The sequence below is a fragment of the Shigella sp. FC1661 genome, from assembly GCF_001712525.1.
GTDB classification, from domain to species: Bacteria; Pseudomonadota; Gammaproteobacteria; order Enterobacterales; family Enterobacteriaceae; genus Escherichia; species Escherichia coli.
Genome location: NZ_MDGW01000213.1, coordinates 1 through 3,347 on the forward strand (window position 1 = coordinate 1; position 3,347 = coordinate 3,347).

The window sequence follows — 3,347 nt, forward strand, 5'->3', positions numbered from 1 at the left end:
CTTTCTGTTCCATAACAGGTGTCCACTAGTTGAAAAGGTGGGCACCTACGTTACCAATACAGGCTTAATGGCTACATACGGCGGTCAGTTTACGCTTACGAATCTCAGTAATCGTGGCATTACTTCAGGTTTTGCCTTTCTGGATCGCGGCGCTGGCTTCGGTATTGTCCAGCATTTGAGCGATTACCAGCAGGGCGACACCTACGGACGCGTTTTTATTGTCGGCTTACTCAATACGCTACTGGTTTCTGCATTGTGTATTGTGTTCGCTTCTGTTTTAGGCTTCTTTATCGGTCTGGCGAGACTTTCGGATAACTGGCTGCTACGAAAGCTATCCACAATTTATATTGAGATCTTCCGTAATATTCCCCCGCTGCTGCAAATCTTCTTCTGGTACTTTGCCGTGTTGCGCAATTTGCCCGGACCACGCGCCAGGCTGTGAGCGCGTTTGATCTGGCCTTTTTGAGCAATCGTGGGCTTTATATTCCGTCACCGCAGCTGGGAGACGGATTTATTGCGTTTATCCTGGCTGTTGTTATGGCTATAGTCCTTTCTGTTGGGCTATTCCGCTTTAATAAAACATACCAGATAAAGACCGGACAACTGCGCCGCACCTGGCCGTTCGCCGCAGTGTTGATCATCGGTTTGCCTTTACTGGCGCAATGGCTTTTTGGCGCAGCACTACACTGGGATGTCCCAGCCCTACGAGGCTTTAACTTCCGCGGCGGAATGGTTTTAATTCCTGAACTGGCAGCCTTAACGCTGGCACTTTCGGTTTATACCTCTGCATTTATCGCCGAGATTATCCGCGCTGGGATCCAGGCAGTGCCTTATGGTCAACATGAAGCGGCTCGGTCACTGGGGTTACGCTACGCCAGGTCATTATTCCCCAGGCACTGCGAGTGATTATTCCGCCGTTAACCAGCCAGTATCTCAACATCGTCAAAAACTCCTCTCTTGCCGCCGCTATTGGCTATCCCGATATGGTTTCGCTGTTTGCTGGCACCGTGCTGAACCAGACGGGGCAAGCCATCGAGACGATAGCCATGACCATGTCGGTCTATCTGATTATCAGCCTGACTATCTCGCTGCTGATGAATATCTATAACCGCCGCATCGCGATCGTTGAACGCTAAGGAGTCATGATGACAAAAGTATTGCTGTCTCAGCCCTCGCGCCCAGCGAGCCATAACTCAAGCCGCGCGATGGTGTGGGTGCGAAAAAATCTGTTCTCCAGCTGGAGCAATAGCCTGCTGACTATTGGCTGCATATGGTTGATGTGGGAACTGATCCCACCGTTGCTGAACTGGGCATTTTTGCAGGCTAACTGGGTTGGCTCAACGCGTGCCGACTGCACAAAAGCCGGTGCCTGTTGGGTCTTCATCCACGAACGATTTGGTCAGTTTATGTATGGACTTTACCCACACGACCAACGCTGGCGAATTAACCTGGCATTACTGATTGGCCTTGTGTCAATCGCACCAATGTTCTGGAAAATACTCCCGCATCGCGGTCGCTATATTGCGGTCTGGGCGGTGATTTACCCACTGATTGTCTGGTGGCTGATGTATGGCGGTTTTTTTGGTCTTGAGCGGGTTGAAACCCGGCAATGGGGCGGGCTGACGCTAACTTTAATTATTGCATCCGTTGGGATTGCGGGGGCGCTACCGTGGGGGATCTTACTGGCGTTAGGTCGCCGCTCCCATATGCCGATTGTGCGTATCTTATCGGTCATTTTTATCGAGTTCTGGCGCGGCGTACCGCTGATTACCGTATTGTTTATGTCTTCGGTCATGCTGCCGTTGTTTATGGCAGAAGGCACCAGTATCGACAAACTGATCCGCGTGCTGGTTGGCGTGATCCTGTTTCAGTCAGCATATGTTGCGGAAGTCGTGCGAGGCGGATTACAGGCCCTACCTAAAGGGCAATATGAAGCGGCAGAGTCGCTGGCGTTGGGGTACTGGAAAACTCAGGGGCTGGTTATTCTGCCACAGGCGTTGAAGCTGGTAATTCCTGGGCTGGTAAATACCATCATCGCACTCTTCAAAGATACCAGCCTGGTGATCATCATCGGCTTGTTCGATCTTTTCAGTAGCGTTCAGCAGGCAACCGTTGATCCCGCCTGGTTGGGTATGTCGACGGAAGGGTATGTTTTCGCCGCGCTGATCTACTGGATCTTTTGTTTCAGCATGTCACGTTATAGCCAACATCTGGAAAAACGTTTTAACGCCGGGCGTACACCGCATTGAGGACACTATGAGCCAAATTTTACTGCAACCTGCTAACGCGATGATTACGCTGGAAAACGTCCATAAATGGTATGGACAATTCCATGTTTTGAAAAATATAAATTTAACCGTGCAACCGGGAGAACGGATCGTTCTGTGTGGCCCTTCTGGTTCCGGTAAATCGACAACCATTCGTTGTATTAATCATCTGGAAGAACATCAACAGGGACGGATTGTCGTAGATGGCATCGAACTTAATGAAGATATCCGCAATATTGAGCGCATCAGGCAGGAAGTGGGAATGGTATTTCAGCATTTCAATCTCTTCCCTCATCTGACCGTTTTACAGAACTGTACCCTGGCACCGATTTGGGTACGCAAGATGCCTAAGAAAGAGGCTGAAGCTCTGGCGATGCATTACCTTGAGCGGGTGAGAATTGCCGAACATGCGCATAAGTTTCCCGGACAGATTTCAGGTGGTCAGCAGCAACGCGTTGCCATTGCGCGTTCGCTGTGTATGAAGCCGAAAATTATGTTGTTTGATGAACCAACGTCGGCGCTCGATCCGGAGATGGTGAAAGAGGTGCTGGATACGATGATTGGGCTGGCGCAGTCGGGTATGACAATGTTGTGTGTAACACATGAGATGGGGTTTGCACGTACCGTCGCTGACCGGGTAATTTTTATGGATCGTGGGGAGATAGTGGAACAAGCTGCACCTGATGAATTTTTTACGCATCCTAAATCAGAGCGTACGAGGGCATTTTTATCGCAGGTAATCCATTAATTGAATGTTAGTTCGAAAAGCAAAAAGGCCATCCTTTCGGATGGCCTTTTTGCTTGATTTGATGTCTGGCAGTTTATGGCGGGCGTCCTGCCCGCCACCCTCCGGGCCGTTGCTTCGCAACGTTCAAATCCGCTCCCGGCGGATTTGTCCTACTCGAGAGAGTGTTCACCGACAAACAACAGATAAAACAAAAGGCCCAGTCTTCCGACTGAGCCTTTTGTTTTATTTGATGTCTGGCAGTTCCCTACTCTCGCATGGGGAGACCCCACACTACCATCGGCGCTACGGCGTTTCACTTCTGAGTTCGGCATGGGGTCAGGTGGGACCACCGC

The 3,347-nt window shown here is 50.4% G+C and carries 2 protein-coding genes, 1 rRNA gene and 1 pseudogene; 3 read left to right on the top strand and 1 reads right to left on the bottom strand.

What is annotated here, in order from left to right; genetic code table 11:
- Positions 1–91 precede the first annotated feature (91 nt).
- From BFF42_RS13070 to BFF42_RS13080, 3 genes and pseudogenes are all read left to right on the top strand, one after another.
- Positions 92–1,136, top strand: a pseudogene (locus tag BFF42_RS13070) (amino acid ABC transporter permease); the annotation flags it as partial.
- Positions 1,137–1,145: 9 nt separating this feature from the next.
- On the top strand, positions 1,146–2,249 hold the full coding sequence (locus BFF42_RS13075; protein WP_012421492.1) for an amino acid ABC transporter permease: 1,104 nt from the start codon (positions 1,146–1,148) through the stop codon (positions 2,247–2,249).
- 7 nt (positions 2,250–2,256) lie between these two features.
- Positions 2,257–3,015, top strand: a complete 759-nt coding sequence (locus BFF42_RS13080; RefSeq protein ID WP_000078311.1) for an amino acid ABC transporter ATP-binding protein — start codon at positions 2,257–2,259, stop codon at positions 3,013–3,015.
- 231 nt (positions 3,016–3,246) lie between these two features.
- On the opposite strand, the gene rrf is transcribed toward BFF42_RS13080, so the two are convergent.
- Positions 3,247–3,347, bottom strand: a 5S ribosomal RNA gene (rrf, locus tag BFF42_RS13090); the annotation flags it as partial.

Bases quoted from the DNA above. Each gene is read 5' to 3' on its own strand.
- BFF42_RS13075 (WP_012421492.1), top strand. From the start codon at position 1,146: ATGACAAAAGTATTGCTGTCTCAGCCCTCGCGCCCAGCGAGCCATAAC.
- BFF42_RS13080 (WP_000078311.1), top strand. From the start codon at position 2,257: ATGAGCCAAATTTTACTGCAACCTGCTAACGCGATGATTACGCTGGAA.